We start from the raw sequence: 26,121 nt of genomic DNA on the forward strand, positions 1-26,121 counted from the left end.
ATCCTAGAATGTCCACTTTCACCACCGTCCTTACCGTGATCGTCATGGGGCTTGTCGTGATCGTCCTGATCCGCGGGCTGTTCAACATGATGAAGGGTACGGATGCGAACAAATCCAACAAGCTGATGCAATTGCGTATCCTCTTGCAGGCAATCGCAATCGTCCTCATCATGCTCACACTGTGGATCACGGGCGGCGGTCGCCCGAGCTGATTCTGATGATGGCGGGATGGTAAAGCTCAACAAGATTTATACGCGCACGGGCGACAAGGGCACGACGTCGCTGGTTTCCGGCCCCCGGCGGGAGAAATACGATCTCCGGGTCGAGGCTTACGGCACTGTCGACGAAACGAATTCGGCTGTCGGTCTGGCCCGGCTCCATACCGCGGGCATGGCCGAGCTCGATGCTATGCTCTTCCGCATCCAGAACGACCTCTTCGATCTCGGCGCCGATCTTGCAGCACCCGATACGGGCGAAGCACTGGACTACGAGCCGCTGCGCATCATCGAAGCCCAGGCAACCCGCCTGGAGACCGAGATCGATGCCCTGAATGCCCACCTCGATCCGCTCACGTCCTTCGTGTTGCCGGGCGGATCCCCTGCTGCTGCCCATCTGCATCTCGCCCGCACGGTCGCGCGTCGGGCCGAAAGGCTGATGGTGGAGCTTTCACGCGGTGAAACCATCGGTGCGGCGGCACTGAAATACATCAACCGGCTTTCCGACTTCCTGTTCGTGGCGGCGCGCTTCGCCAACGATCATGGCAAGGCGGATATCCTTTGGGTTCCGGGAAAAAACCGCTGAAAGAGAAAGCGGGAGGGATTAAAGGCAAATGTTCATCCCGCTGCACGACGCCGTCGAACTGAAATATATCCGCGTCCAGTATGTGACGATCAGCATCATCGCCATCAACGTGCTGGTCTGGCTGTTCACGACCGTCGCCAGCCCGGCAATCGTCGAACACGCCTCGCTGGGCCTCGGCTTCATTCCGGCGGTGATATTCGATTACGCAGTGCTCGACCCGTCGCTCATCATTGTGCCGGACGATGCGACCTTCATCACCTACGCCTTCCTGCATCTGGATTTCTGGCACCTTGCCTCCAACATGCTGTTCCTCTGGGTCTTCGGCGACAATGTCGAGGACGCGCTGGGGCATGTCAGGTTCCTGATCTTCTACCTGGTTTGCGCTGCAGCCGGTGCCGCCCTTCACGGCCTCGTTGTGCCCTCATCAGAGGGCCCGTTGATCGGTGCTTCTGGCGCGATCTCCGGTGTCGTCGCGGCCTATTTCCTGCTTCATCCACGCGTCAGGGTCTGGGTGCTGGTTCTTTTCCGTATCCCGCTGCCGCTGCCCGCCTTCATTCCGCTGGCGCTCTGGATCGTGCAGCAATTCGCCATGCTGGCCCTGGACCTTGATGGCGCCGTTTCCTGGGGCGCACATGTCGGCGGCATCATCGCCGGCGCAGTCCTCGTCCTCTTCATGCGCCGCAAAGGCGTGCCGCTTTTCGACCGCGCCATCGTGACGCCGAAAGCGGTCGAACGGAAGTCGGGCGTGCCGCAGGTAATGGCCGTTCGCGAATAGATGTATGAGAAAACGGCAAGCTTTGACTGCAAATCCGCGTTGCAGTCGCGCGAAAAATGCGTATCCATGTCGCCCACTGACAAATGAGGAAGCGGTGAATGTCGCAATTTGCCGCCGGTGAGAAGTCGAGGAAGGACCCTATGAAGATCCTGGTGCCTGTGAAGCGAGTTGTCGATTACAACGTGAAGATCCGCGTGAAGGCGGACGGCACGGGTGTCGAGCTTCAGAACGTGAAGATGTCGATGAACCCGTTCGACGAGATTTCCGTCGAAGAGGCTCTGCGACTGAAGGAAGCGGGCAAGGCGGAAGAAGTGGTAGTCGTGTCGATCGGCCCGGCCAAGGCGGAAGAGACTTTGCGCACCGCGCTCGCCATGGGCGCCGACCGGGCGATCCTGGTCGAAACCGACGACGTGGTCGAACCGCTCGCCGTCGCCAAGATCCTGAAGGGTGTCGTGGACGCCGAACAGCCGGGCCTGATCATCGTCGGCAAGCAGGCGATCGACGACGATTCCAACCAGACCGGCCAGATGCTGGCGGCCCTCCTCGGTTCGGCGCAAGCGACGTTTGCCTCGAAGATCGAGCTTTCCGAAGGCTCCGCAAAGGTGACCCGCGAAGTCGACGGCGGACTCCAGACGATCGAGGTCAAGCTGCCGGCGGTCATCACCACCGACCTTCGCCTCAACGAACCGCGTTATGCCTCGCTGCCGAACATCATGAAGGCAAAGAAGAAGCCGCTCGACAAGAAGACTCCGGGCGATTTCGGCGTCGATACCGCGCCGCGGCTGAAGGTCCTGAAGACGGAAGAGCCGGGCGGCCGCAAGGCGGGCGTCAAGGTAAAGTCGGTCGAGGAACTGGTCGCCAGCCTCAAGACCGCCGGCGTGCTCTAAGGGGCGGATAGGGAGTAAACATCATGGCCATTCTTCTTCTGGCAGAACACGACAATTCGAGCCTGTCCGACCAGACCGCCAAGGCGCTGAGCGCGGCCTCCAGGATCGGCGGCGACGTGCATGTGCTGGTCGCCGGCTCCGGTGCCAGTGCGGCAGCCGATGCGGCGGCCAAACTTGCCGGCGTTTCCAAGGTCCTGCTCGCCGACAGCGCCGATTACGCCAACAAGCTCGCCGAACCGCTGGCGGCACTGGTCGTCTCGCTGGCTGGTGCCTATGACACGATCATCGCTCCGGCAACCGCCTCGGCCAAGAACATCATGCCGCGCGTCGCAGCGCTGCTCGACGTCTGCCAAGTCTCGGAAATCATCGAAGTGATCTCCGCCGATACGTTCAAACGGCCGATCTACGCCGGCAACGCGATCCAGACGGTGCAGACGACCGACGTCAAGAAGGTCATCACGGTGCGCACCGCCTCTTTCCAGGCGACTGGCGAGGGCGGCTCCGCTCCGGTCGAAACCGTATCGGCAGCGGCGAACCCGGGCGTTTCAAGCTTCGTATCGGATGCGCTCTCGTCGTCGGAGCGTCCGGAACTCACCTCGGCGAAAATCATCATCTCAGGCGGTCGGGCTCTCGGTTCGGCGGAAAAGTTCAAGGAAGTCATCCTTCCCGTGGCCGACAAGCTGGGTGCCGCCGTCGGCGCCTCCCGTGCCGCCGTCGATGCCGGTTATGCCCCGAACGACTGGCAGGTCGGTCAGACCGGCAAGGTGGTCGCTCCCGACCTCTACATCGCAGCCGGCATCTCGGGCGCCATCCAGCATCTCGCCGGCATGAAGGATTCCAAGGTCATCGTCGCCATCAACAAGGACGAGGAAGCACCGATCTTCCAGGTCGCCGACTACGGTATCGTCGGTGACCTTTTCGAGATCCTGCCGCAGCTTGAAAAGGCGCTGTGAGCGATTTGAAGGCCTGTTCATTTCGCAAGCGCGAAAAATGCTGGCAAAACCGCAAATAGCGGAATAACAATCTGCCGGACTGCATCCATGTAGTCCGGCATTTTCATAAGATCGGCGCACGCGAACGTTAGCGTCAGCGCCTCGGGAGCAGAAACCCAGGAACGGAACAATGAGTTCGGCCATGAAGAATATCGGCGTCATCGGAGCGGGCCAGATGGGCTGCGGCATTGCACATGTTTCGGCGCAGGCCGGCTACAAGGTGCAGATGTACGATCTTTCCAAGGACCGGATCGAAGCAGCACTTGCCACCATCAACGGCAATCTCGCCCGGCAGGTAAGCAGCGGAAAACTGAGTGACGAGGAGCGGAAGGCTGCGCTTTCCCTCATTTCCGGCTCCGCCGACCTGAACGACTTAGCCCCCATGGACATGGTAATCGAGGCCGCGACCGAAGATGAAAGCGTCAAGCGCAAGATCTACGCTCAGGTCTGTCCGGTCCTGAAACCGGATGCCCTGCTTGCCACCAACACCTCGTCGCTCTCCATCACGCGGCTCGCCTCCGCCACCGACCGCCCGGAACGGTTCATGGGCATCCATTTTATGAACCCGGTGCCGGTGATGAAGCTTGTGGAACTGGTGCGCGGCATCGCTACCGACGAGCCGACCTTCAGGGCCGCCAAGGACTACGTGGCCTCGCTGGACAAGACCGCGACGGTCGCGGAAGATTTCCCCGCCTTCATCGTCAACCGTATCCTGCTGCCGATGATCAACGAGGCGATCTATACGCTTTACGAGGGCGTTGGCTCGGTGGAAGCCATCGATACGGCGATGAAGCTCGGCGCCAACCATCCGATGGGTCCGCTCCAACTCGCCGACTTCATCGGTCTCGACACCTGCCTGTCGATCATGCAGGTGCTGCACGACGGTCTGGCGGATTCGAAATACCGCCCCTGCCCGCTCCTCGTAAAATATGTCGAGGCCGGCTGGCTCGGTCGCAAATCCGGCCGCGGCTTCTACGACTATCGCGGCGAGACGCCGGTGCCGACGCGCTGAAATGGGCATTGCCGGAGACAACCTGATGCCTCGCCAAATGCAGCCTTAGGATTTACTCGGTAAGTAGACACGCGATACGTGTGATCCCTACATTGTCGTCATCGACTCGGGGGATCATCAATGCACAAATGCTCAATTCTCGTCCTGGCCGCTGCCTTGATCTGCGGCTGCACTTCCGAAAACCCAAGGACCATTGTCAGAAAGGCGGGCTACCTGACGACGGTCCCGCCCAGCACCAATTATGGCCCGGGTAACATCGTCTGGAAACGGGCGAACGCCTACAACGACAAGCAGGACGTATCCCTTGGCTACATCTGCTCGCCGGAATTCGTGAAGTTTCCCGGAAACCCGGAAAAATCCGGTGCCGAGATCACCGACTTCGGCAGCGCGAAAAATTTTTCCTTCAGCGCGGACAATCTCAAGGCGCTGGGGCTCGGCGTCAGCGCCAGCTATGTCAGCAACCTGACGATGAAGTTCAGCAATATCGAATATCAGGAATACGGGTTGGATAAACTCGAGATGATCGAGAACAGTCTTGGACCCGAATGCAGGAATATACTCAGGAAGCAGCGCGAGAAAGCCAATGCCCATATCGTCCGTGCTGTCTTCAAAGCGGACCTCGACTACAAGCTGACCTACAAGGCCGGGGTGGACGCCAATATCAAAGCCGCAATCGTCAGGGAGATCGCAGCCGAATTCGGTATCTCGGTCGAACGGAGCGAAGGCCGGGTTGGCCGCGGCCTCTTCTACGGAGTGGATCTGGCGCCGCTTTACTGAGCGGTGCCCGAAGACAGGATTATTTCGCGGCGGTGATCAGCGCCTTGGCGTCCGGGCTGTCCCAGGCCGCCGGACCGTTCATGGCCGAGATCAGGCAGCCCTTTTTGTCCATGATCAGCGTCACCGGCAGGCCGAAGGCGAGGCCCTCTTTTTTCAAGCTATTGAAGACGCCCATCGAACTGTCGCGATAATAGCCAAGCTGATCGACACCGTATTCGGCGAGGAACGCCTTCGGCTTTTCGTCACCGCCCGTGTCGATATTGACGGCCACCACCTCGAAATCCGCACCGCCCATCTCCTTCTGCAATGCGTTCAGCGCCGGCATTTCTTCGCGGCAGGGACCGCACCAGGTGGCCCAGAGATTGAGAAGCACGGTCTTGCCGGCGAAATCGGCGGTCTTGAGGTCCCTTCCGTCAGGGCCTTTGAAAGCAAGATCGAGCGGTCGGGGCGGCTGTGCAGCGACCATGGCGGCAACCTGGCCCTTGGAGAACTGCGAGACGGACTTCACCTTCTCGATCGCGCCCTCGCAGGCGCCGGATGATCCCGCCAACAGGGCATCCTCACCATTGCCAGACCCCATATTCCTCACGTATACCGCCACGGCGCCGGCAAGAATTCCGAGAACGGCGGCAATCACGATCAACCGGGCGGAAGGAAGGCCGAAAGGTCTTTTGGTCGTCATCAACTACTCCAGGACTTAGGCATCATGACCGAGGGCACGAAGGACGCGGCATCTTCCAACCAGATGTGGGGCGGGCGCTTCGCTTCGGGACCGGACGCGATCATGGAGGAGATAAATGCCTCGATCGGTTTCGACAAGAAGCTCTATGCCCAGGATATCCGCGGCTCTATAGCGCATGCGACCATGCTGGCGGAGAAAGGCATCATTTCCCGCGAAGATAAAGACAAGATCTTGTCCGGCCTGAACACGATCATGTCAGAGATCGAGAGCGGAAAGTTCGAATTCTCCAGAAAGCTCGAAGACATCCACATGAACATCGAGGCGCGGCTGGCCACCTTGATCGGTCCTGCCGCCGGCCGCCTGCATACCGCCCGCTCCCGCAACGACCAGGTGGCGCTCGATTTCCGCCTGTGGGTCAAGGAAGAGCTCGCCAAGACCGAGCGGATGCTGACTGACCTCATCGCCGCCTTTTTGGATCGCGCGGAAGAGCATGCCGAAACGGTCATGCCGGGCTTCACGCATCTGCAGACCGCCCAACCGGTCACCTTCGGCCATCACTGCATGGCCTATGTGGAAATGTTCGGCCGTGACCGCGCCCGCGTGCGCCACGCGATCGACCATCTCGATGAAAGCCCGATCGGCGCCGCGGCGCTTGCCGGCACGCCCTACCCGATCGACCGCCACATGACGGCAAAGGCGCTCGGCTTCCGCGAGCCGACCCGCAACTCGATCGACACCGTCTCCGACCGCGATTTCGCGCTGGAATTCCTGTCCGTCGCAGCGATCTGCGCCGTGCACCTGTCGCGTCTCGCCGAAGAAATCGTCATCTGGTCGACGCCGCAATTCGGCTTCGTGCGCCTCTCGGACGCGTTCTCGACCGGCTCCTCGATCATGCCGCAGAAGAAGAACCCGGATGCGGCCGAACTGGTGCGTGCCAAGACCGGCCGTATCAACGGCTCGCTGGTCGCGTTGCTGACCGTCATGAAAGGCCTGCCGCTCGCCTATTCCAAGGATATGCAGGAAGACAAGGAACAGGTCTTCGACTGCGCCGAGAACCTGGAATTGGCGATCGCCGCGATGACCGGCATGATGCGCGACATGACGATCCGTGCCGACAAGATGCGCGCCGCCGCCGGTGCCGGTTATTCGACAGCGACCGACCTTGCCGACTGGCTGGTGCGTGAAGTCGGCCTGCCCTTCCGCGACGCCCATCATGTGACCGGCCGCGTCGTGGCGCTTGCCGAAGAGAAGGGCTGCGACCTTTCCGAACTGTCGCTGGAAGAACTGCAGTCGATCAATCCTGCGATCACCGACAAGGTCTTCAACGTCCTGTCGGTCGATGCCTCTGTCGCCAGCCGCACCAGCTTCGGCGGCACCGCGCCGACGGAGGTGAGGAAGCAGATCGCCTGGTGGCGCGCCCGCAACTGAGATCAATTGATGCCGGAATGACACTGCACAAGCGAGTGGAACTTCGCTATGACAGTTCCCTCAAGCCGTGCCGAAGAAGGTCAAGAGAATGTCGAAATCCCTGGTGAATATTGCCCGCATAGCGTTTGTGCTGAGCCTTGCCGGCATCGTCGTCGCGGGCTGCGGCCGCAAGGGCGATCTCGACCGCCCGAGCACGCCGGTGGAACAGCAGAACATCCGCAAGGTCACCAGGCCGGGTGAGCAGAAGAAACCGGAGCCTGTCGCCGACAAGCCCTTCGTGCTCGACCCGCTTCTTTAATTTTTTCGAGTTTTGACGTGAACCATTTTCACTATATCGACGGCGTCCTGCACGCCGAAAACGTGCCGATCCCGGAGATCGCAAGGGCTGTCGGCACGCCTTTTTATGTCTATTCGACCGCGACGCTGGAGCGCCATTACAAGGTCTTCGCCCAGGCTTTTGCCGACGTGGACACCATGATCTGCTATGCGATGAAGGCGAATTCCAACCAGGCGGTGCTGAAGACACTGGGACGTCTTGGCGCAGGTGTTGACGTGGTTTCCGGCGGCGAACTGCGCCGCGCGCTGGCGGCCGGCATTCCGGCGAGCCGTATCATGTTCTCCGGCGTCGGCAAGACGGTGCAGGAAATGGATCTCGCGCTGAAAGCCGGCATCTACTGTTTCAACGTCGAGTCGGAGCCGGAACTGGAAGTGCTCAACCTGCGCGCCCGGAAGATGGGAAAGAAGGCGCATGTCTCCTTCCGCATCAATCCGGACGTCGACGCCCGCACCCACGCGAAGATTTCCACGGGTAAGAAGGAAAACAAGTTCGGCATTTCCTACGAGCGCGCCCGCGACGTCTACGCCCATGCCGCGACCCTGCCCGGTATCGAGGTGACCGGCATCGACATGCATATCGGCAGCCAGATCACCGAGCTTGAGCCATTCGACGATGCCTTCCGGCTGCTGCGTGAACTCGTCGACACGCTGCGGGCCGACGGTCATCGCATCGACCACGTGGATATCGGCGGTGGCCTGGGCATCCCCTACAAGGACGACAACAATCCGCCGCCGTTGCCGGACGCCTATGCAGATACGGTCAAGCGCCAGCTCCGCTCGCTGAACTGCAGGATCGTCACCGAACCCGGCCGCCTGATTGTCGGCAATGCCGGCATTCTGGTGACCGAGGTCATCTATGTGAAAGATAGCGGCGAGAAGAGTTTCGTGATCGTCGACGGCGCGATGAACGACCTGATCCGCCCGACGCTTTACGATGCCTATCACATGATCCGCCCGGTCGTCGTGCCCCCTGCCGATGCCCCCCGCATCAAGGCCGATGTCGTCGGTCCCGTCTGCGAAACCGGCGACTACCTGGCGCTCGACCGCGAGATGGCGGCACCGAAGCCGGGCGACCTGATCGCCGTTGCGTCGGCCGGTGCCTATGGGGCCGTCCAGGCGGGAACCTATAACTCCCGCCTGCTGGTGCCGGAAGTCCTGGTGAAGGGCAGTGAATTCCACGTCGTGCGCCCGCGCCGCACCTATGAAGAGCTTATCGGTCTCGATTCTGTACCCGCATGGCTGGCGTGACGGGTTAACATCCGTTCACTTTTCGGGGAAACACCGGAAAATATGGGTGCGAAACGCCTCCTGCCCTCGTCTTCGCCACAAAGATCGTTATCGTTAAAGCTTGATTTGCGCCGCCACGACTGGAGACGGACCGCATGAGCTTCATCCGCAAAGGTGCCTTCGAATCGCATCCTGTGCTTGCGCGCCGCGTCGCGCTGAAGCGTTCCTTTGCGCGGATCGTCCTGTTTTTCGAGCGGATTTTACCGCTGTTGCTGCCTCCTCTGGGAATAGCAGCGCTCTTCCTGTCGGTCGCCTGGTTCGGGATTTTCCGCATTGCGCCGGATTGGGTACGCTGGGTTCTGCTCGGCGGCTTCTCTCTTGCCTTTCTCTACTCCATCCTTCCCTTCGGCCGGTTGCGCTGGCCGGCCTCGGAAGAGGCCGACCGGCTTCTCGAAGACCGCAACAACCTGCCCCACCAGCCGGTCGGCGTGCAGGAGGATGAGCCGGCCTTCGAGACGCCCTTCTCCAGGGCGCTCTGGAAGGAACACCAGATCCGCATGGCTGAACGCATCGCCGCCCTCGATGCCGGCCTGCCGCAGCCCGATATCGCCAGGCATGACCGCTTCGCCCTGCGCGCCATCCCGGCACTCGTCTTTGCAATCGCGCTCGGTTACTCCTTCTCGAACGGCGGCGGCTCGCCGGCCGATGCGTTCCGCGCGGCTCCGCCTGCACCGAGCGTCAATCCCGACCTGCGCATCGACGCCTGGCTGACGCCGCCTTCCTATACCGGCCGCGCACCGGTGTTCCTGACCGGTCGCGAGGTGAATGCCGCGGTCAACACCGTATCCATCCCCCAGAACTCCGCACTCACCGTGCGCGTCACCGGCGGCGAAGGTGGCGAGGCCGTGATCTTCACACCGGAAGCCGGCGGGGAGGAGGTTACGCTCATCACCGAGGAGGCCAAAAAGATCGCCGAAGCTTCGGCCAGACAGCCGCAGCGGGATGGTGCACAAACAGCAGAGCAGGCTCCGGCCCAACCGCCGCAGCCGCAGATAAACCACCAGATGCCGCCGCGTACCTACGCGCTCAACATCGCCGAGAGCGGCAACCTGACCGTAAATGGCCAGAGCTGGGCTTTCGAAGTCATTCCCGACCGTCCGCCGGAGATCGCCTTCGACGGGCAACCGCGACGCTCCGTCAACGGTGCTCTTGAAATCGGCTTCACCGGGAAAGACGATTATGGAATCCGCGAAGCGCATGCGCTGATCGAGCCGGTTGAACAACAGGATCCGGCTGCAACCCCACTCTATCCTCCGCCGGATTACAGGCTGAACCTGCCACGCCAGAACAGCCGCGAGGTCAAGGGACTGACGAGCCGGAACCTGACCGAGCATCCGCTTGCCGGCAAACGTGTCAGGGTCACGCTCGTCGCCAAGGATGGCGCCAGCCAGACAGGCCGAAGCCCTCCCCATGAAATGGTGCTGCCAGCCCGCGGTTTCTCCGAGCCGCTTGCTGCAGCCGTCGCGGAGGAGCGCCAGGTCTTCGCACTCGACACCCGTCAGATGCCGCGCGCCATCGCGCTAAATGAAGCGCTGGCGATCCGTCCTGACGAGACCATCCCGAATCTCGCCCATTTCCTGCTGATCCGTTCGGCGCAGGAACGCATGAAGCTTTCCCGCACCGAGGAACAGCTCAAAGACACCGCCGATTATCTCTGGGAAATAGCGATCGGCATCGAGGATGGCGATCTGTCGCTCGCCGAACGCCGGCTGCGCGATGCGCAGCGCAATCTTGCCGAAGCACTTGAGAACAAGGCCTCGGATGAGGAGATCGCCCGTCTGATGAAGGAACTGCGCGAAGCCATGCAGCAGTTCATGAACGAGCTTGCCCAGCGGATGCAGAACGCCCCGCAGGCGCCGAACAACATGCAGGCCCAGAACGTCATCCGCCAGCGCGACCTGCAGAACATGATGGACCAGATCGAAAACCTCGCCCGGTCCGGCAATCGCGATGCCGCCCAGCAACTCCTCTCCGAAATGCAGCGGATGATGAACAATCTGCAGGCCGGCCGCATGCAGCGCGGGCAGCAGGGCCAGCAGCAGAACAGCCAGATGCGTCAGCAGATCGACAAACTCGGCGAGATCATGCAGGAACAGCAGCGGCTGATGGACCAGACCTTCAAGCTGGACCAGGCGCTGCGCGACCGTATGCAGCGCGGCAATCCGAACCAGCAGCCCAACGAGCAGGGCCAGCAACAGCAGGGCCAACAGCAAGGCGAGCAGCAGCAGGGCCAACAACAAGGTCAGCAGGGGCAACAGGGCCAGCAGGGTCAGCAGAATACCGACCAGATGACGGCCGAACAGCTTCGCGAGGCGCTGAAGAACCTCCGGGCGCAACAGGATAGCCTCGGCAAAAAGCTGGAAGAGTTGCAGAAGGGCCTGAAGGACCTCGGCATGCAGCCTGGCGAAGGCTTTGGCGAAGCACAGCGCGAAATGGGCAATGCCGGCCGCGCGCTTGGCGAAGGCCAGGGCGAGCAGGCAGTCCAGGGTCAGGGCAACGCGCTCAGTGCGCTGCGTCAGGGCGCCCAGAACATGATGCAGCAGATGATGCAGGCCATGCAGCAGGGCCAGGGGCAAGGTCAGGACCGTGGCCCGGGTGAGAGCATGTCGTCGCAAGGCGGCCAGAACGGCCGCGACCCGCTTGGCCGGCCCCGTGCCACGTCAGGCCCGGATTTCGGCGATCAGGTGAAGGTGCCGGACGAGATCGACGTGCAGCGCGCCCGCGAGATCCTTGAAGCGATCCGCGAAAGACTCGGCAACGCGCTCTCCGGCGAGGCCGAACGGCAATACCTGGAGCGGCTGCTGGATATAAGATAGCGGAGAAGATTATCTCCTCACCGACAAAATCCACGGCTTAGCTTCGCCAAGATCATGATTTGTGAACGCGGCAGCCTACCTCTCCTCTTGCAGGAGAGGTAGCAAACTCAAAACTTTGGCTGAAAGCCAGGTGTCAGAAATGCAAGGTGAGGGGGCGAGCAGATCTCGACTGCGTCACCTCTTGCCGCCCTCAGGCCGCCAGGGCCGCGGCGACGGCCTTGCGGATGTCCGGAAGGGCGAACGGCTTTTGCACCACGTCGACGATCTTGGCAGTAAGGTCATCGGCGCGCTCGCGCTGTTCGGCATACCCGGTCATCAGCAGGATTTTGAGGCCCGGGAACCTGACGGAAGCCTGATGCGCCAGCTCGATTCCGTCCATGACCGGCATGCGGATATCGGAAAGCAGCAAATCGAAAGGGCCCTGGCTCAGCTTTTCGAGACCCTCGGCGCCGTCACCTGCTTCATGTGTCTCATGACCGTCGAGACGAAGCGCCCGCGCGACGAAGCTGCGGAGCGTATCCTCGTCCTCGGTAATCAGGATCTTTGCCATAGCGATCATCGCTCCCTGTCGTGTTTCATATCGGGAGCAACTCACCAGAGTTTTCTTGTCGAGGAGTAAATATTGGCCTTTACTGGGCTGGGATGGTTAACACCTTGCCACCAGGTTTCACGCATCGCCGGTGACGACACCGACAAAAGGCAATTCACGGAAGGCATAGGCAACATCCATGCCGTAACCAACCACGAAATAATCCGGACATTCGAAGCCTACATAATCCGCCTCCAGCGCCTCCTTGCGCTTCACGCGCTTGTCGAGCAGCACGGCGATTGAGACGTGGCGGGCGCCACGCTCGTAGAGCATCTCCTTGGCGAAAAGCAATGTGCGGCCGGATTCAAGGATATCGTCGATCAGCAGCACGTCGCGATCTTTCACGTCGCTGTCGATGTCCTTCACGATGCGCACGCCCTGCGAAACCGTGCCGGCGCCGTAGCTCGACAGGGTGATAAACTCCACCTCAGGCGCAAGGCCGACATCATGCAGCGCCCGCAGAAGATCGGCAGCGAAAATGAACGAGCCCTTGAGGATGGCGATGACAAGTAGATCTTTGGTCGGGCCGACAGCGATTTCGGCAGCCATGGCCCGGTTGCGTTCGGCGATCTGTTCGGCGGTATAAAGCGGCTCAATGGTCTTGCCGCGCACGACGGGCATGAGGTTCTCCGTGTCCGTTAAAGCGCTGCGATAGCACAAACGGCCGGAAAATAAAAAGGCTTACGCACCCCGTTCGGCAAGCGAAAGCCGGAGGTCCGGCAGTTTTCCACCAGGATGCGGTACGCGCGCCGAAAAGCCCCGGCTCTGACCGCCCGCGATGGCGGAGGCAGGGGGCGAGATCAATGTGCTCGCCACCAGCTCTTCGCCGGACATCAGATCAGCGCGGATCGACGGCATGACGCGACTGCCGCCACTGCGGTTCTCAACAATTCCGTTGATCAGCAGCACGCGCATGCCGTTGGCGTCCTGTGGTGTCATGGTGACATGCGTGATGTCGAATGCCAGGCCCGCCGGAGCCGCGTCCGATCCGTTTAAAAGGAAAGAGAAGCCGCCTGCGAGGCTGAAAACCGTGACGAAGACGACCGCAACGACAGCCGAGAAGAAATCGGCGGATAGGCGCGACAAGGCACGTTCGCCCGCCGCGACCATCCGCTGCAGGAGTGGTTCGGCATCGACAGCAGATCCTGGGTCGTTACGATTGTCGTTATGCGAGCGCGGCTTTGAAGCGCGACGGGAAACATCACGAACCGTGACGAACTGAGCGTCGATGACCTCCCCGCGACGTTGCATTACCCGTCCTGCCCGGCCGGGATGATCCGGCGGAAGGATGTCCATTCGGATGACCGTCTTGCCCTGCTGGCTGTGGAACGTGCTCATGGGGCCTCTTCGGCCCGTTTTCCCCGATGTTCGGGGTTGCGGGCATTGAAACGAATCCCGCTCAGTCGTAAATTTAAATGGTTAATGCTTCGCAAACGCGACCCGAAATTAGCCTTTTTTACGCGCGTGATTTACCGTCCGTTTACCCGGGTCGTTAAGAGATAACGAGCACCAGAAATCTGAAGGCGAGAGACTGGGTCACCCATTGATTCATTTCGAAAATGTCGGCCTGCGCTACGGGATGGGTCCGGAAATTCTCCGGGACATGACCTTTGACATCCCCAAGCGGTCGTTCCAGTTCCTGACGGGGCCGTCCGGCGCGGGCAAGACCACGCTTCTGCGTCTGCTCTTCATGTCGCTGCACCCGACCCGCGGCATCATCCATATGTTCGGGCGGGACCTGTCTCAGATCCCGCGTGCCGAACTCCCCATGTTGCGCCGGCGTGTCGGCATCGTCTTCCAGGATTTCCGTCTGCTCGACCATCTCACGACGTATGAAAACGTGGCGCTGCCGCTGCGCGTCCGCGGCAAGGAGGAAAATTCCTATCGCAACGATGTGATCGAACTCCTGAAATGGGTAGGGCTGGGTGAGCGTATCAATGTGCTGCCGCCGGTGCTTTCCGGCGGAGAGAAACAGCGCGCCGCAATCGCCCGGGCGCTGATGGACCGGCCGGAAATCCTGCTCGCCGACGAGCCGACGGGCAATGTCGATCCACCGATGGCGCGGCGGCTCCTCAGTCTCTTCCTGGAACTCAACCGGCTCGGCACCGCGGTGGTGATCGCCACCCACGATCTAGGCCTGATGGATCAGGTGGATGCGCGCCGGATGATCCTGACGGAGGGGCGGCTCGACATCTATGAATGAGCTTGGCCAAAAAATCCTGAAGGCGGCGAAAGCGACCGGGGCCGGCAGGCAGCCGGAACCGGCGCCGCCAACCCAACAACAGCCACGCCGGGCGGAAATGCGGGTGAGACCCACCGCTCCGATCCTGCCGCCCTCCAATATCCAGGGCAATGCGCTGATGGTGGTGATCGCCATCATGGCGTTCCTCGCCTGTCTGACATTTGGCGCTGTCACCATGGTCAGGGCGACCGCCGCAGGCTGGCAGAGCCAGATCTCCCGTGAGATCACCATCCAGATCAAGCCCGAAGAAGGGCTCGACATGGACGCGGCGCTGAAGAAGGCCCGCGAGCTGGCGCTCACCTTCGTCGGCACCCGCGAAGGCACGATCATGGACGAGGACGCGACCGCCCGGCTGCTGGAACCCTGGCTTGGCACCGGATTGAACCTCGACGAACTGCCGGTGCCGCGCCTTGTCATCATCACCATCGACGAACAAAATCCGCCGGATTTCGCGGCCATGCGCGACCTCCTGAAGACGGAGATACCGCAAGCCTTTCTGGATGATCACCGCACCTGGGTGGACCGCCTGGTCTCCATGGCCCAGACGACGGTACTGATCGGAACCGGGGTCCTGATACTGGTTTTCACGGCAATGATCCTCACGGTCGTCTTCGCAACGCGGGGAGCGTTGTCCGGCAACCGCCATATCGTCGAGGTATTGCATTTCGTCGGTGCGGAGAGTTCCTTCGTGGCAGGCGAATTTCAGAAGCATTTCCTCAAGATCAGCATCAAGGGCTCGGCCGCCGGAGGCGTGCTGGCGGCGGCCTTGTTCGCCGCTGCCAACATGTGGCAGGCCAATTCGCTGGCGACACCGGAAAGCGATCAGGCAACCGCTCTCTTCGGCTCCTTCACAATCGGCATCACCGGTTATCTCGGCATTTTCGCCACGATGATCGTGATTGCGTTGCTGACAACGCTGACGGCCCGGTTCACCGTGATGCGAACGATCGACGAAATCGACCTCATACGGTCCGATCCGGCGCGTTCCGATGGAGCGCCATCTTCTTGAACCGGGCTTCTTCCCCTTATAGGTTGGCCCTGTTCTCGCCACGAATCTCCGGCTATGCACGATCATGACACCGGCTCAGATGACACCCGACAATGGAGCAGACGGCAAGCCGAACCGTCCGCCCGCCGGCTTGTTTTCACGCAAGGGCCGGCTGCGCTGGGTTGCACGCCGCGTCATCATGGCGGGCGTTTTGTTCGTAGCCGTGCTGTTCGGCGGTTTCCTGTGGTTTGCGAATTCCGTCACATCGCTCAAGGCACCGGATGGCGTGAAGGCAGACGCGATCGTCGTGTTGACCGGCGGCTACCTGCGCATCGAGCAGGCGCTCGGTCTCCTGAGGGATGGTGCCGGCCAGCGGCTTCTGATTTCCGGCGCCCATCCCTCCACGACACCGAACCAGATCCGCAAGGTAACCCAGGCCTCGCTGGACCTCTTCGCCTGCTGCGTCGACATCGGCTATGACGCGATCGACACGATCGGCAATGCCAATGAGATCAACCGCTGGATCCACGACCACGGCTACAGGTCCGTGCTGGTCGTGACCAACAACTACCACATGCTGCGCAGCCTGCACGAGTTGCGCCGCGCCGATCCGGTGACCGAATTCATTCCCTATCCGGTGGTCAATTCCGACCTCACCCGCAAGGCATGGTTCGCCGAACCGGATGTGTTGCGCACCATGCTCGCAGAATATGGCAAGGTCGTTCTGGCGACCGTGCGCGATTGGATCGGCATCGAGCGGGGCACCGGGCTGCGCACGGAAGCGGCCACCAAGACGGCGGCCAAGCCGGAGCCCTGACAGTCAGTCGCGTCCATGGAGCCGCCGACACAAGGTGCTTTTTTCGAAAGCCGATCTCGTGTAGGCAACGGCGGTCCAAAAGGAACTTCCATTCATGCTTCTGATACGCTCGGTTCTTTTCAACACGGCTTTTTATACGAATCTCATTATTCGCATGATCGTGCTGAGTCCGATCTATTTTCTGATGCCGCGCAAGGCCGCCTATCGGATTCCGAAAGCCTGGGCCGCTTCCTGCAACTGGCTGATGGCGAAGATCGTCGGGGCCACGTTCGAGATCGAGGGTTTGGAGAACGTACCGCAGGGCGGTTGCATCTTCGCGCCGAAGCATCAGTCCGCATGGGACACGGTAGCCCTCCTGCCCTATCAGAGGGACCCGGTCTACATCCTCAAGCGAGAGCTCATGTGGATTCCGCTGTTCGGCTGGTACGCGATGAAGCAGCGCATGATTCCGGTCAATCGCGGCGCCCGCGGCAAGATCATGATCGACGTGATGAAGCGCACCCGGGAGGAAATGGCAAACGGCCGCCAGCTCATCATCTACCCCGAAGGCACACGTCGCCCTCCGGGAGCCGAACCCCAATACCGATACGGCATCGCCCGCATCTATCGCGACGTGCAAGTCCCCGTGGTGCCCGTCGTCGCCCATTGGGGCCTGTTCTGGGGCCGCCGCAAGCTGATCAAGCATCCCGGCCATTTCAAGGTGCGCATATTGCCGCCGATCGCGCCCGGCATGGATCCGGATGCCTTCTACGCCCATCTCCTTGAGACGATGGAGCGCGAGAGCGACAAGCTGCTGATCGAGACTGTCGAAGCCAATCCGCAGCTGCCGCTACCGCCCACGGCGGTGAGGCGCCTGGCGGAGCTGAAAGCTCAGACCGCGGCTTGAAGGCGTGCCGCCACGGAAGCTCCCACGCCTTCCAGCCAATGATCGCGGATGCGCATCTCCTTCAGATGCGCGAGCGTGTTGAAGACGTAGGCATCGTTGGGTCCAGATTGGCCAACGGACGCACGGACGATTTCGGCCGCCTCCTCGACGCCGAGCGCGCCGGCATATTGCACATGCTGACGATCGACCACATAGCCGACCGCTCTCGCCTGCCGCCCGTCGCCGAGCAACACGGGCAGCATCTTTTCCCTGTAAACATTGGTGACAAGCTCGCGGCGTCGCAGGTAATCGAGGACATCCTCCCGATCTTCCCGGCTTATCCGGAAAGCCACGCCGCGGCAGGAGCCGCCACGATCAAGACCGAGCACCAAACCCGGCTTTTCCGGCGTACCGCGATGCACATACGACCATACACAGAGGGAACGGCGAAAGCCGAAGGCACGTGCGGTCAGTCTTTCCTCAAACGCAAAACCCGGATTCCACATCAGGGACCCGTAGCCAAACACCCAAAATTCGTCCATATCGCGCGCAACACCAATTAAATCAAACAGACTGGCCTTTCGTTTTCAGCACCATTGGAGAACATCATGGCAGCGTCAAGCCGAACTGGCGTCAGCGGAAAATTATGGCTACTCGCCTGCGGCGTTGTGCTGGTGATCGCACTTTACACCGCCGGCTGGTTCTATGCCGCATCGACCCTGAGGGAACGGACCCTGACGCTGCTCGGCAGCCAGGAGAAGAACGGCGTTTCCGCCGAATGCAGCGATGCGGAATATCGCGGCTATCCTTTCCGGATCGGCCTGTTCTGCTCGAAGGTCGCGATCGATGATCGGGTAAACGGGATCTCTGCCACCTTCGGCGCCCTGCGCTCCGCCGCTCAGGTCTACAATCCCGGCCATATCGTCTGGGAACTCGATTCGCCGGTGGAAGCCCGTACCGGCCATGGTCTTACGGTTTCGACCACCTGGGAGAACTTCCAGTCGAGCCTGATCACCAGACTTCGGGGCGTAGAGCGAACTTCGACGGTGATCGAGAATGCCAAGACCAGTGTCGTCTCATCTTCAACCGGCCAGGCTTTCGATATCAGCGCCAGCCATACCGAAATCCATCTGCGCCAGAACGGCAGCGATCTCGATGCGGCCATGACCCTCGAAGGCACGGATCTGATGATGAAGGACATGCCGCAGCTTCTTCCCCGGCTGACGGCCAATGTCGATGTGACCCTCAATGGTCGCGCCGGCATGATCGATGGCAGCGATCCGAACGGACTGGTTCTTTACGGCACGCAAGGTGAGATGCGCAGCCTGTCTGCCGATCTCGGCCAAGGTCGGCTGATTACCGTTTCCGGACCCTTTTCCTTCGACGAACAAGGCTATCTCTCCGGCAAGCTGAGACTCAGGATCGAGCAGATCGATGCCTGGCGAAACAGTCTCGGAGAGGCCTTCCCGGAGATCGCCTCAACGCTCGAAACCGTCTCCAGGATGCTGTCGGCGCTGGGCGGCGGCAGGAACGCTTCGCTCGACCTCACCATCACCCGCGGCAAGGTCTTTGCTGGCGGCTTCATCCCGATCGGCGAAATCCCGCCGATCTAACCAAGAAGCTCACTTCTTCTGATCCAGCGCGTGGCGGCCGAAATCCGGCGCATCGACATCCTGGCCGGCCTCGATGATCGAGCGGCGGACGGCGCGGGTGCGGGTGAAAAGTTCGAACAGCTTGTCGCCCTCACCCCAGCGGATCGCCCGCTGCAAGGAAGCGAGGTCTTCCGAGAAGCGCGCCAGCATTTCCAGGATCGCATCCTTATTGTGCAGGCAGACGTCGCGCCACATGGTGGGGTCGGAAGCGGCAAGGCGGGTGAAGTCGCGGAAACCGGAAGCGGAATATTTGATGACTTCCGATTCCGTCACCGTCTCCAGATCGTCCGCCGTGCCGACGATATTGTAGGCGATGATGTGCGGCAGATGCGAAACGATCGCCAGAACCTTGTCGTGATGTTGCGGGTCCATCTCGTCGATGCGCGAGCCGAGCGCTGTCCAGAAGGCCTTGAGCCTGTCGAGCGCTGCCGGATCGGTGCCCGGCAGCGGCGTGAAGATGCACCAGCGGTCGCGGAACAGGCCTGAGAAGCCCGCGTCCGGACCGGACTTCTCCGTGCCCGCAAGCGGGTGGCCGGGAATGAAATGCACGTTCTCCGGCACATGCGGCGCCATCTGGGCGATGACGGAAGCCTTGGTGGAGCCGACATCGGTGACGATGGCGCCAGGCTTCAAGCTACCGGCGATCTGTTTTGCCACCGCCTCCGACGCGCCGACCGGCACCGAGACGATCACCAGATCGGCATCCTTCACCGCTTCCGCAGCGGAGGCCACATAGCGATTGCCAAGTTCCAGCTCCTCGGCGCGCTTGAGCGTTTCGGCGCTGCGGGTGGAGATCACCACCTCACGGGCAAGCCCGAGTTCCTTGACGTCACGCGCGATCGACGACCCGATGAGACCGATGCCGATCAGCGCGATCCGGTCGAAATGCGGCTCCGTCATGCGCTCCTACCCATGAATTCGCCGAGCGCCTCGATGACGCCGCGATTGGCTTCTTCCGTGCCGATCGTCATGCGCAATGCGTTCGGGAAACCGTAACCCTTCACGGCCCGCAGGATATAACCACGGCTCGTCAGGAATGCATCCGCCTCCGGCGCACGCTTGCCGTCCGCATCGGGGAAATGGATGAGGACGAAATTGGTGACGGACGGCGTTACCTTGAGGCCGATCGCCTCGAAAGCATGTGTGAGCTTGTCGAGCCACAGCGTGTTGTGTTCGACCGCCTTTTCAACGAAAGCCTGGTCGCGGATTGCAGCCGCACCCGCGGCAATCGCCGGTGCATTCATGTTGAACGGACCGCGCACGCGGTTCAGCGCATCGAGGATACCGGCGGGGCCATACATCCAGCCGATACGCAGTGCAGCAAGACCATAAACCTTCGAGAAGGTGCGGGTCATCACCACGTTGCGGTTGTTCGAAACCAGCTCAAGCCCCGCTTCGTAGTCGTTCTTGCGGACATATTCCGCATAAGCGGCATCGAGAACGAGAATGACGTTCTTCGGCAGCCCCGCATGCAGGCGACGGATTTCAGCGACCGGGACATAAGTGCCGGTAGGGTTCCCGGGGTTGGCGATGAAGACCATCTTCGTCTTCTCGGTCACGGCGGCAAGGATCGCGTCGACATCGACCGTACAATCCTTTTCCTTGACCTCGACCGGCCTGGCGCCTGCCCCCATGATCTGGATCTTGTAGACCAGGAAACCATGTTCGGTGATGATCGCTTCATCGCCCGATCCGAGATAGACATGGCAGAGCAGGCCGAGCAGTTCGTCGGACCCGTTGCCGCACATGATGTTCGCGACATTGAGGCCGTGCACGGAAGCAATCGCCTCGCGCAGCGCCAGCGCCTGGCCGTCCGGATAGAGTTCGAGATTGCCGGCGGCCTGTCTGAACGCCTCGACCGCTTTCGGGCTCGGCCCGAGCGGCGTTTCGTTGGAGGACAGCTTGAAGACACGCGCCACACCGGGAGCATGTTCCTTGCCGGGCACATAGGCGGCAATATCCAGGATGCCTGGACGTGGAACGGGCTCACTCGTGACGATGTTCATCGGATCAACCTTTTCGGAAATGCCTCAAGCGGCGATGATCTGAGTGGCATTAAAGCCGAAAACGGCCTTTGTCGAGGGGCGAGGAATGGTCGGTGCCGCCGACAAAACGCTCCGGTGGATCGTTTCGAAAGACGACCCTGATCCCAAAGCGAAGCGCCGTCAGCGGGGATGAACGTCACGCATCCGCATCGTCTGTACGCCCTGCGGCGCCAGCACCGGCACGAACACGCGGCGGGAGGCGCGCGCAGCGACTGGCAGGCCCTGGTAGAGCCGCTTTTGCGCTTCAAGCACGATGACACCTGAAAAGACCGGCCAGAAGCGCCGCCCCATACGCTCGAAGACATGCCGGAGCTTCAAGACGATGCGGATCTTCGACGGCGGGAAAAACAACGCCTCGGCACTGGCCCCGGGCGTGAAATTCGTCTCGCGAAGCAGAGAGGTGAGCTGGCTGCGCGAATAGGGCCGACCTGAACCGAACGGTGTATGTTCCATCCGCGCCCAGACGCCACGCCGGTTCGGTACCACGATGACGAGACGGCCGCCGGGCGCGAGCACCCGCCAGAGTTCCTTCAGCGTCTCGTGCGGATTTTCAGCAAATTCCAGCGAATGCACCATGAGCACGCGATCGACGGAGGAGTCCGGCAGCGGCAATTCCTCATCGAAGACCAGCGCCGTTGAGGAGAGTTCTCCAACCGGCCAGTTTACCGCGCCCTGGCCTGCCGGCATGAAGGCGAAGGTGCGCTCGGTATCGGCGCGGAACCGATCGAGATAGGGCACGGCGTAACCGAGCCCAACCAGCCGCTCTTCCGGCAGCCGCGCCCAAAGCGATGAAAGCGCCATCGCAATCGACTGCTCGGCGAGGTGGCCGAGCGGCGAGTGATAGAATTCGCGGAGATCAACGATATCGACGGACATCTGTCAGGCAAGTGGTTGGACTTCGAGGACGCAGCCCCTACATTGTCCCGCGAAGCGATTTGAGCAATAGGGGCGATGATATGAAACCACTGGAACTCGAAGTTTTTTCATGTCGAAGCGATAATTTCGGCGTCCTGGTCCACGATCCGGAAAGCGGGCTGACGGCTTCGATCGACGCGCCCGAAGAAAAGCCGATCCTCGACGCCGCCGAGCGCCGCGGCTGGAAAATCACCCACATCTTCACCACGCACCACCATACCGACCACGTCGAAGCCAATCTGGCGCTGAAGGAAAAATTCGGGCTCGACATCATCGGACCCTTCAACGAGGCGGTGGCGATCCCCGGGCTCGACAAGACCATGGCGGACGGCGACGAGTTCCAGTTCGGCGACCACTTCGTCCGCGTCATCGAGACGCCCGGCCATACCGCCGGCCACATCTGCTACCATTTCCCGGACGACAAGATCCTCTTTGCGGCCGACACGCTTTTCGCGCTCGGCTGCGGCCGCATCTTCGAACGCCCGGCGGCCGACATGTGGCATTCGCTGCAGAAACTCGCCGTCCTGCCGGACGAGACGGCGGTCTATTTCGGTCACGAATACACGCTGTCCAATGCCAGATTTGCGCTGACGATCGATCCGGACAATCCGCGCCTCCAGGCTCGAGCCGAGGAGATCGAGGAAAACCGCGCTGCGGGGAAATTCACGATTCCGACCACGATCGGGCTGGAGAAGGAAACCAATCCGTTCCTGCGCGCCGCCGATCCTGCCATCCGCCGCAACTTGCTGATGGAGGGCAGGTCCAATGAAGAGGTCTTTGCCGAAATCCGCAAGCGGAAGGATAATTTCTGAATGGATATCCAGGAGATAATCCGGGTGCTGGACATGCAGCCCCATCCGGAAGGCGGCTGGTATGCCGAGACCTTCCGCGATGACAATGGCGGCACCCGTGGTCATTCCACTGCGATCTACTACCTGCTTGAAGCCGGTCAGCGGTCCCACTGGCACCGGGTGCGCGACGCGGCGGAGGTCTGGCATTTCTATGACGGCGATCCGCTGCTTCTCTGCATTTCCGATGGCAAGGCGACGGAAAAAGTGACGCTCGGCATCGATCTGGCAAAGGGCGAGCGGCCGCAGGCGATCGTGCCGGCGGATGCCTGGCAGGCGGCAGAACCGCTCGGCCGTTTCACACTGGTCGGCTGCACGGTCGCGCCTGGGTTCGAGTTTTCAAGCTTCGAAATGGCGCCACCCGGCTGGGAGCCGGGCTGATATCCCCCTTGGCCAACTGGCTACCTGGCTGATCTTCCTTCGGCCAGTCGGGAACTTTCGGCTCAATAGGGGAGCCCGGCAATCGCCAGCGTAAAGACAAGCTGCGCAGCATAGTAAGTGCCCCAGACGAAGGGCCTGAGTCTTTTCATCACAGGATCATCCGCCCTCACCAGGAATGTCTGGATGGCGAGCGCTGTATCCGACATCACAAACAGGATGGCGCCCGCCGATGGCGGGACAGGCTTCAGCGCGACGGCAGACAACGCCATGGCGATAATCGCCACAGCATAAGCCGCGACCGGGATTGCGAGCGGTCCGGCCGGTCGCCAGAGCACGAGAAGCATCATCGCCATCAGGGTGACGAAGGTCCAGGCCGCGGTGTAGCGCCAGGGGCTGGCAACGACCAATTCCGGCATGATCGACGGCCAGAAGAGCGCGATATAAGCGAGATGTGAAAGGAGGAAGGCCGAAAGACCGGCAAGGAAGGCACCTTCTCGATCATAGGCAAGGAAAGCATCCCCCAAGGCGCCGAGCGCAAGCGCCGCGACCAGGAGAAGCGGCGCCTGGATGAGCAGCGCGTAGATCGCAAGCAGCAGGACGGGCGCGGTCTTCAGCGCAGCGCGCCAATGGCTTGAGCGCTTTTCAAGGCAACGGAAATAGAAAAGTGCAAGCGCAATCGACGCGGCAAGCACGACAGACAAAAGAACGGACATCTTTCCCCCCGACGCCTCCGGTTATTCGGAGACGCCTACTCAGCAACCGCCTCGCCGATCGGCTTCGGCCGGAACATGTCGCGCGCGGCAAGCACCGCGCCCCCCGTAATCAGCAGGCAGGCCAGCGCGATACGCCAGTCAGGTTCGGCAAAACCCGTGGCGACCAGGATCAGCGTCGACAGCAGCGGCGCCGCATAGCTCGCCGCGCCGATGATCTGGATGTCGCCGTTTTTGACACCGTAATCCCAGGCGTAGAAGGCCGCCCCCACCGGCAGCAGGCCAAGACCGACGACAGCCGCCCATTCACCGCCATTTGCCGGCCAGATTGTCGTCTCCAGGGCCAGATGGCAGATCAGCGACAAGGCCGAAGTCGCGAGGCAGAAGCCGGTCACGACATCGGTCGAAACCCGATCGAAGCGCCGCGTCAACAGTGAATAGCCGGACCAGGTGAAGGCGCAAAGGAAAGCCGCACCATAGCCGACCAGATAGGCGTCGTCGAACGACAGACCGTTGCGCGATACGATGGTGATCGTGCCGCAGAGGCCGGCGACGGCGCCGATCACATGATACCAGCGCAGTTTCTCGCCCGGCAGCAAGGCGGAGCCGACCACGATGAATAGCGGCCACAGATAGGCGATAAGGCCTGCCTCCACCGCCGGCGCATTCCGGAGCGCCGTGAAATAGAGGAAATGATAGCCGAACAGCCCGCCGATGCCGGTGATCCAGACCTTCGGCCGCTGCTTCAAAAACGCGATGCGCCGCGGTTTCATGATGAAAAGGATGATGCCCGGCAGGCTGCCGATCGCGAAGGTGACCGCTGAAAGCTGGAACGGCGGCATCTTGCCGGATGCGGCCGTCATCAACGCAAGCAGCGACCACATCAGGATCGCAGTGAAGCCGATCAGAGTTCCCCGGATTTTCACCCCTGCCCCCTCGACGCCCTGCCGAGCGTCATTTCAGCCGCCATACTTGACGGCAGTCACATATACCGGCCCCATCCTGGTGGGGATGCGGGCGTAAACGGGAGCATATACATTCGCCGACTGTGCCTTGGCAAACCAGATTTCCATCGGCGTTTTCCTGAGATACTCGATATCGCTGCGCCCCCGGCGGAAGCCGGATTTCGGCACATAGCGGATCGAGCAGGCGATCGCATCGCCCTTGAAGCCATCCGTCGAGAAGGGCCTTATGCCCTTCAGCGTCAGCACCAGATCCATGCGGGACTCTCCGTCATAGATCGGCAGGCGGCTCGGGCAGATTTTGGCATTGGCGGGGAAGATGAGCCCGCTCAGCGGATCGAGAACGGAATGCAGATCGTCCTCCGTTACCGGAATCCAGTTTTTCGGATTGCGTCTCGGCTCGGGCTTGACGGTCGTTTCGGTGACATTGCCGTTGCGATATTCCACCTCGTAGATACGCGTGCGCTTGCCGGCGCTGTAGACGAGATTGTAGCGATCGGCTTGCAGCTTGTCGGCCTGCATGCGCCCGCTCACATTGGTCTCGGCCGAGATGCGGCTGATGATGTTGACGATGCCGGCGGATTTGAAGATGCCGGTGATCTTGTAGTCCTTGCTGTTAAATTCGCTTGAAAAAGAGGCCTTGGCGATCGGCAGGATGCCGAGCGAAATGTCGTACTCGCTGACATGCCGGATCTCCTCGGAGCCGATCGGAACGGCGGTAAGTCCGAAGATGAACATGAATGCACTGACGAAACGGCCCCGAGGAATCATGATTCTGCTCTGAACGATGAGGACGCCGAAAGCGCCTTCCCACCCACATATAGACCGGGCATAATGGCAAGAAAATAGCGGCATAATCTCACCATAGGCGGAATCTCCGGGGTTTGGCCAAGGTTTGGCTTGACGCGGCGGACCTCACTGACTATAGAACCGCAACTTTCCAATCAGGACCAGTTGGATCGGGGTGCCGGGTATTGCCCGGAAAGACCATCCGATTGCAGAAGAACAAAGGTGTATCCATGTCTCGTGTGTGCGAACTGACCGGCAAAGGCGTTCAGACCGGCAACAATGTAAGCCACGCCAACAACAAGACCCGCCGCCGGTTCCTGCCGAACCTCTGCCAGGTCACGTTGATCTCCGACGCACTCGGCCAGCGCTTCCGTCTGCGCGTTTCCGCGCATGCCCTGCGCTCCGTTGAGCATCGTGGCGGTCTCGACGCCTTCCTGCTGAAGTCCGACGAAAACGAACTGTCGATGCGCGCTCGCCTGCTGCGCCGCCAGATCGTCAAGAAGACCGCCGAAGCCGCTTAATCGC

Annotated in this window: 30 protein-coding genes; 19 read left to right on the forward strand and 11 right to left on the reverse strand. The window is 61.2% G+C overall.

The window, feature by feature from the left end; genetic code table 11:
- Positions 1 to 8 precede the first annotated feature (8 nt).
- From QEO92_RS20580 to QEO92_RS20610, 7 genes are all read left to right on the forward strand, one after another.
- Positions 9 to 212, forward strand: coding sequence for a twin transmembrane helix small protein (locus tag QEO92_RS20580; RefSeq protein WP_037157119.1), 204 nt, complete (start codon positions 9 to 11; stop codon positions 210 to 212).
- 16 nt (positions 213 to 228) lie between these two features.
- The gene (locus tag QEO92_RS20585) at positions 229 to 801 is read left to right on the forward strand and encodes a cob(I)yrinic acid a,c-diamide adenosyltransferase (protein ID WP_210053889.1); all 573 of its coding nucleotides are present in this window, start codon (positions 229 to 231) and stop codon (positions 799 to 801) included.
- A gap of 28 nt (positions 802 to 829) precedes the next feature.
- On the forward strand, positions 830 to 1,576 hold the full coding sequence (locus tag QEO92_RS20590) for a rhomboid family intramembrane serine protease (protein WP_037157115.1): 747 nt from the start codon (positions 830 to 832) through the stop codon (positions 1,574 to 1,576).
- Between the two features lie 140 nt (positions 1,577 to 1,716).
- Positions 1,717 to 2,463, forward strand: a complete 747-nt coding sequence (locus QEO92_RS20595; RefSeq protein WP_227705224.1) for an electron transfer flavoprotein subunit beta/FixA family protein — start codon at positions 1,717 to 1,719, stop codon at positions 2,461 to 2,463.
- 23 nt (positions 2,464 to 2,486) lie between these two features.
- Positions 2,487 to 3,416: an electron transfer flavoprotein subunit alpha/FixB family protein gene (locus QEO92_RS20600; RefSeq protein WP_227704254.1), complete on the forward strand. Its 930-nt coding sequence runs from the start codon at positions 2,487 to 2,489 to the stop codon at positions 3,414 to 3,416.
- A gap of 169 nt (positions 3,417 to 3,585) precedes the next feature.
- A complete protein-coding gene (locus tag QEO92_RS20605) occupies positions 3,586 to 4,467 on the forward strand; it encodes a 3-hydroxybutyryl-CoA dehydrogenase (RefSeq protein ID WP_227704255.1) in 882 nt (293 codons plus the stop codon).
- A gap of 120 nt (positions 4,468 to 4,587) precedes the next feature.
- Positions 4,588 to 5,244 (forward strand): hypothetical protein, encoded by a 657-nt coding sequence (locus tag QEO92_RS20610; protein ID WP_210053865.1) that lies wholly within the window; start codon positions 4,588 to 4,590, stop codon positions 5,242 to 5,244.
- A gap of 19 nt (positions 5,245 to 5,263) precedes the next feature.
- Here the strand turns inward: QEO92_RS20610 and tlpA are convergent, their stop codons facing one another.
- Entirely contained in the window at positions 5,264 to 5,926 is a 663-nt protein-coding gene (tlpA, locus tag QEO92_RS20615) for a thiol:disulfide interchange protein TlpA (protein WP_227704256.1), read from the reverse strand.
- 24 nt (positions 5,927 to 5,950) lie between these two features.
- Between tlpA and argH the strand changes: the two genes are divergently transcribed.
- The 4 genes from argH (at position 5,951) to QEO92_RS20635 (ending at position 11,793) form a co-directional block, all read left to right on the forward strand.
- Positions 5,951 to 7,354 carry an argininosuccinate lyase gene (gene argH, locus QEO92_RS20620; protein ID WP_227704257.1) on the forward strand — a complete coding sequence of 468 codons (1,404 nt, stop codon included), beginning with the start codon at positions 5,951 to 5,953 and terminating at the stop codon, positions 7,352 to 7,354.
- 88 nt (positions 7,355 to 7,442) lie between these two features.
- A complete protein-coding gene (gene lptM, locus QEO92_RS20625) occupies positions 7,443 to 7,652 on the forward strand; it encodes an LPS translocon maturation chaperone LptM (RefSeq protein WP_037157103.1) in 210 nt (69 codons plus the stop codon).
- A 17-nt stretch (positions 7,653 to 7,669) separates the two neighbouring features.
- Positions 7,670 to 8,938 (forward strand): diaminopimelate decarboxylase, encoded by a 1,269-nt coding sequence (lysA, locus tag QEO92_RS20630; RefSeq protein ID WP_227704258.1) that lies wholly within the window; start codon positions 7,670 to 7,672, stop codon positions 8,936 to 8,938.
- 134 nt (positions 8,939 to 9,072) lie between these two features.
- Positions 9,073 to 11,793, forward strand: a complete 2,721-nt coding sequence (locus QEO92_RS20635) for a TIGR02302 family protein (protein ID WP_227704259.1) — start codon at positions 9,073 to 9,075, stop codon at positions 11,791 to 11,793.
- Positions 11,794 to 11,983: 190 nt separating this feature from the next.
- Here QEO92_RS20635 and QEO92_RS20640 read toward each other — a convergent pair whose 3' ends face one another.
- The 3 genes from QEO92_RS20640 to QEO92_RS20650 all read right to left on the reverse strand — a co-directional run bounded on the left by QEO92_RS20640 (position 11,984) and on the right by QEO92_RS20650 (position 13,720).
- Positions 11,984 to 12,343: a response regulator gene (locus tag QEO92_RS20640; RefSeq protein WP_037157340.1), complete on the reverse strand. Its 360-nt coding sequence runs from the start codon at positions 12,341 to 12,343 to the stop codon at positions 11,984 to 11,986.
- Positions 12,344 to 12,460: 117 nt separating this feature from the next.
- Positions 12,461 to 13,003, reverse strand: coding sequence for a hypoxanthine phosphoribosyltransferase (gene hpt / locus QEO92_RS20645; protein WP_037157097.1), 543 nt, complete (start codon positions 13,001 to 13,003; stop codon positions 12,461 to 12,463).
- Between the two features lie 60 nt (positions 13,004 to 13,063).
- A complete protein-coding gene (locus tag QEO92_RS20650; RefSeq protein WP_227704260.1) occupies positions 13,064 to 13,720 on the reverse strand; it encodes a hypothetical protein in 657 nt (218 codons plus the stop codon).
- A gap of 205 nt (positions 13,721 to 13,925) precedes the next feature.
- Between QEO92_RS20650 and ftsE the strand changes: the two genes are divergently transcribed.
- From ftsE to QEO92_RS20670, 4 genes are all read left to right on the forward strand, one after another.
- Positions 13,926 to 14,585 (forward strand): cell division ATP-binding protein FtsE, encoded by a 660-nt coding sequence (gene ftsE, locus QEO92_RS20655; RefSeq protein ID WP_037157095.1) that lies wholly within the window; start codon positions 13,926 to 13,928, stop codon positions 14,583 to 14,585.
- Positions 14,578 to 15,633 carry a cell division protein FtsX gene (locus QEO92_RS20660; protein ID WP_407721650.1) on the forward strand — a complete coding sequence of 352 codons (1,056 nt, stop codon included), beginning with the start codon at positions 14,578 to 14,580 and terminating at the stop codon, positions 15,631 to 15,633. Before ftsE ends, QEO92_RS20660 begins: the two co-directional genes overlap by 8 nt.
- Before the next feature lie 64 nt (positions 15,634 to 15,697).
- Positions 15,698 to 16,429: a YdcF family protein gene (locus tag QEO92_RS20665; RefSeq protein ID WP_210053848.1), complete on the forward strand. Its 732-nt coding sequence runs from the start codon at positions 15,698 to 15,700 to the stop codon at positions 16,427 to 16,429.
- 94 nt (positions 16,430 to 16,523) lie between these two features.
- A complete protein-coding gene (locus tag QEO92_RS20670; protein ID WP_227704261.1) occupies positions 16,524 to 17,315 on the forward strand; it encodes a lysophospholipid acyltransferase family protein in 792 nt (263 codons plus the stop codon).
- Here the strand turns inward: QEO92_RS20670 and QEO92_RS20675 are convergent.
- Positions 17,300 to 17,836 (reverse strand): gamma-glutamylcyclotransferase, encoded by a 537-nt coding sequence (locus QEO92_RS20675; protein WP_227704262.1) that lies wholly within the window; start codon positions 17,834 to 17,836, stop codon positions 17,300 to 17,302. The two genes, QEO92_RS20670 and QEO92_RS20675, sit on opposite strands and share 16 nt — an antisense overlap.
- A 66-nt stretch (positions 17,837 to 17,902) precedes the next feature.
- On the opposite strand from QEO92_RS20675, the gene QEO92_RS20680 reads away from it, so the two are divergent.
- Positions 17,903 to 18,907, forward strand: a complete 1,005-nt coding sequence (locus tag QEO92_RS20680; protein ID WP_227704263.1) for a DUF2125 domain-containing protein — start codon at positions 17,903 to 17,905, stop codon at positions 18,905 to 18,907.
- Between the two features lie 9 nt (positions 18,908 to 18,916).
- Here QEO92_RS20680 and QEO92_RS20685 read toward each other — a convergent pair whose 3' ends face one another.
- The 3 genes from QEO92_RS20685 to QEO92_RS20695 all read right to left on the reverse strand — a co-directional run bounded on the left by QEO92_RS20685 (position 18,917) and on the right by QEO92_RS20695 (position 21,867).
- The gene (locus QEO92_RS20685) at positions 18,917 to 19,846 is read right to left on the reverse strand and encodes a prephenate/arogenate dehydrogenase family protein (RefSeq protein WP_227704264.1); all 930 of its coding nucleotides are present in this window, start codon (positions 19,844 to 19,846) and stop codon (positions 18,917 to 18,919) included.
- Positions 19,843 to 20,952 carry a histidinol-phosphate transaminase gene (gene hisC, locus QEO92_RS20690; RefSeq protein WP_037157080.1) on the reverse strand — a complete coding sequence of 370 codons (1,110 nt, stop codon included), beginning with the start codon at positions 20,950 to 20,952 and terminating at the stop codon, positions 19,843 to 19,845. The genes QEO92_RS20685 and hisC overlap by 4 nt, the downstream gene beginning before the upstream one ends.
- Positions 20,953 to 21,111: 159 nt before the next feature.
- Positions 21,112 to 21,867, reverse strand: coding sequence for a class I SAM-dependent methyltransferase (locus tag QEO92_RS20695; RefSeq protein WP_037157078.1), 756 nt, complete (start codon positions 21,865 to 21,867; stop codon positions 21,112 to 21,114).
- Between the two features lie 80 nt (positions 21,868 to 21,947).
- Between QEO92_RS20695 and gloB the strand changes: the two genes are divergently transcribed.
- Both gloB and QEO92_RS20705 read left to right on the forward strand, forming a co-directional pair.
- On the forward strand, positions 21,948 to 22,718 hold the full coding sequence (gene gloB / locus QEO92_RS20700; protein WP_037157076.1) for a hydroxyacylglutathione hydrolase: 771 nt from the start codon (positions 21,948 to 21,950) through the stop codon (positions 22,716 to 22,718).
- Entirely contained in the window at positions 22,719 to 23,135 is a 417-nt protein-coding gene (locus QEO92_RS20705; protein ID WP_227704265.1) for a cupin domain-containing protein, read from the forward strand.
- A 62-nt stretch (positions 23,136 to 23,197) separates the two neighbouring features.
- Here QEO92_RS20705 and QEO92_RS20710 read toward each other — a convergent pair whose 3' ends face one another.
- From QEO92_RS20710 to QEO92_RS20720, 3 genes are read right to left on the reverse strand one after another with little or no spacing between them, the layout of a single operon-like run.
- Positions 23,198 to 23,848: a lysoplasmalogenase family protein gene (locus tag QEO92_RS20710; RefSeq protein ID WP_037157070.1), complete on the reverse strand. Its 651-nt coding sequence runs from the start codon at positions 23,846 to 23,848 to the stop codon at positions 23,198 to 23,200.
- 35 nt (positions 23,849 to 23,883) lie between these two features.
- On the reverse strand, positions 23,884 to 24,771 hold the full coding sequence (yddG, locus tag QEO92_RS20715) for an aromatic amino acid exporter YddG (RefSeq protein WP_227704266.1): 888 nt from the start codon (positions 24,769 to 24,771) through the stop codon (positions 23,884 to 23,886).
- Positions 24,772 to 24,804: 33 nt separating this feature from the next.
- Positions 24,805 to 25,578: a DUF3108 domain-containing protein gene (locus tag QEO92_RS20720; protein WP_037157065.1), complete on the reverse strand. Its 774-nt coding sequence runs from the start codon at positions 25,576 to 25,578 to the stop codon at positions 24,805 to 24,807.
- A gap of 248 nt (positions 25,579 to 25,826) precedes the next feature.
- On the opposite strand from QEO92_RS20720, the gene rpmB reads away from it, so the two are divergent.
- On the forward strand, positions 25,827 to 26,117 hold the full coding sequence (rpmB, locus tag QEO92_RS20725) for a 50S ribosomal protein L28 (RefSeq protein WP_037157063.1): 291 nt from the start codon (positions 25,827 to 25,829) through the stop codon (positions 26,115 to 26,117).
- The last annotated feature ends 4 nt before the right edge of the window (positions 26,118 to 26,121 follow it).

The sequence above is a fragment of the Neorhizobium petrolearium genome (genome assembly GCF_029854435.1).
Classification (GTDB): Bacteria; Pseudomonadota; Alphaproteobacteria; order Rhizobiales; family Rhizobiaceae; genus Neorhizobium; species Neorhizobium petrolearium.